Source organism: Okeania sp. (assembly GCF_983059655.1).
Genome location: NZ_CEZPJD010001074.1, coordinates 1 through 2184, shown reverse-complemented (window position 1 = coordinate 2184; position 2184 = coordinate 1). Strand labels below are relative to the sequence as shown.

Sequence of the window (2184 nt, the reverse complement as noted above, 5' to 3'; positions counted from 1 at the left end):
TTCCCAGCTCCGGTGTTCCCAGCTCCGGTGTTCCCAGCTCCGGTGTTCCCTGTTCCCTCTTTTCTGGAGATGTCTATTGTATAGAAACCATTTGGTATCTTCATAAATATGCAGATATGCACGTTTTTTTAGTTAGGAGACAGGAGACAGGAGTCAGGAGGCAGAAAACAGGAGACATGAGACAAGAGACAGGAGGTAAGATTTGGGGAGAAATAATACAAAAAACACTCCTGCTTCAGATTCTTCCTCAAAATTGATGCGCCAAAAGACTTGACTACCATAATTAAGTAGGTCAATGTTGAAAATTATCGCTATGCAAAGGCAGAAGGCAGAATGGAAGAAAGTTTTGGGCAAGTTTACTTTTCGTTATATCCTTCTGTTTTTTTGCACCATCCTACTTAATTATTTATATATATCTCAAATGGGTTCTATAGTTGGGAGTAGGAGAGTGGGGAGATTGTTTAATTTTTATTTTCATAAAACTTTCTCCTTTTAATCCTCTTTCTTCCCTCCTGACTCCTAAGTAATTAAGATTACATGCTATTAAACAACGCCCTTTTTCTTGATTCAAATTTTATGACAAGACTTTTTAAGATAGTGAGGTAAAGTTTAATCTTAATTGCTATTCCCTATTTTCCCAAAATTTTGTACTTCCTCAAATGGAAAACTGCTGTAAATGAAATTTAAAATCACAATTTCTCCCTTTAAGATTGCTCAATACTTAACTTTTGGTATAATATTTTTAACTATATGCAGCATTGCTATTCAAATAGGTAAATATGTTTTTGATTACCGCGAACCTTGGACAAGATTATTTAATCTCGACCGAGAAATGAATATTCCAACTTGGTATTCATGTTTAATGTTGATATCTTGTGGATTAATTATTCGCGGAATTTTTATCATAAAAAGATCGTTATCTGACCGTTTCTGGCGAAAGTGGAAAATTCTCTCAATCATTTTCTTTCTATTAGCACTTGACGAAATAGCTAGTATCCATGAAATTTTGATTATTGATGACTTAGCAGATATTCTAAATCTTCCCAGTTTCTGGCATTCAGTGTGGGTAATTCCTGGAACAGTTTTAGTAATAATTTTTATCTGGAAATATTGGAAATTTATATTCTATTTACCAAAGCAATTGCGTCGATATTTTTTAATTGCTATTAGTTTATATGTGGGCGGTGCATTGGGTATGGAAATGGTCGGAAGTTACTATGATGGAATTGATGGTCAGCAGAATTTAGTTTACGCAATGTTAGCTACTGTAGAAGAAGTAATGGAAATGATGGGATGTGTGGTTTTTATCTATGGTTTATTAACTTATTTAGGCGAGTTAAATGCAGATATAGGGGTTGATTTTTATATTAAAAATAAGAGTTAATTAGAGTTTGCTGAAAAAGTCTTTTTACTATTCGTAGTAGTTATAGCAATATGATTTGAGTTGTGAGATATTGGCAATTTTTAGGGAACAGGGAACACCGGAGCTGGGAACAGAGAAGAGGAAAAAACGTATCATATGAATATAATAATTGCTATATTCTACACTTTTAAGAAACACCTCAATTCTCACAACTCATTCCTGATTGCTATAGTAGTTAGTAGTTAGTAGTCAGGAGAAATGGTAGATTACAGAAGATGTAGCTTGAATAATTGTCCTCCAATTTTTCCACCGTTGCCTGCCAAAATACTAGCTTTATGCAGCTCTTGCCACCGAAAAGCTGGAACTTTTTGAGACTAAAAAATGCTACAACCAATATCATTCAATGCTTTTGCTGACGCAAAGCTGTCGCTAAGGTATTTGATCGGCAAGCCCTAATTAGATTTATTGCAGAAGTCAGGGAATAGGGAATAGTAAACTGTAAAAGGGTTAAAAATTTCCGCTCCCAATTCTTGTAGCGCTATACTTTACAGCGGTTTTCATTTGGGTAAACCACAGTAAGGACGTTCCATGGAACGTCCCTACAAGGTTTGATGTGTGAAGGAAGATGTGGTTCATCAAGAGCGAAAAGCGCTGTATAGTTTTAGAGTGGATAAATAAAATATAAAATCAACTGTTTTTATGAATATTCGATCATGTGAAAAACTGGAAACAATTCGAGCTAAAAATGATATTACAGAACTTTTTAGGATAGTGAGGTACAGTTTAAAAATTAATCTTTTTTTCCCTACTGCCTACTCCCT

At 34.6% G+C, this 2184-nt stretch carries 2 protein-coding genes; both read left to right on the top strand.

Annotation, left to right across the window (positions count from 1 at the left end):
* Positions 1-257: hypothetical protein (locus AC3DU7_RS31905; protein WP_488043240.1), on the top strand; the 257-nt coding region annotated here is incomplete at its 5' end.
* 419 nt (positions 258-676) lie between these two features.
* Positions 677-1384, top strand: coding sequence for a hypothetical protein (locus tag AC3DU7_RS31900; protein ID WP_488043239.1), 708 nt, complete (start codon positions 677-679; stop codon positions 1382-1384).
* Positions 1385-2184: the final 800 nt, after the last annotated feature.

What these genes read in the sequence shown, in the direction of transcription:
- AC3DU7_RS31900 (WP_488043239.1), top strand. Translation starts at nt 677, where the DNA reads ATGAAATTTAAAATCACAATTTCTCCCTTTAAGATTGCTCAATACTTA.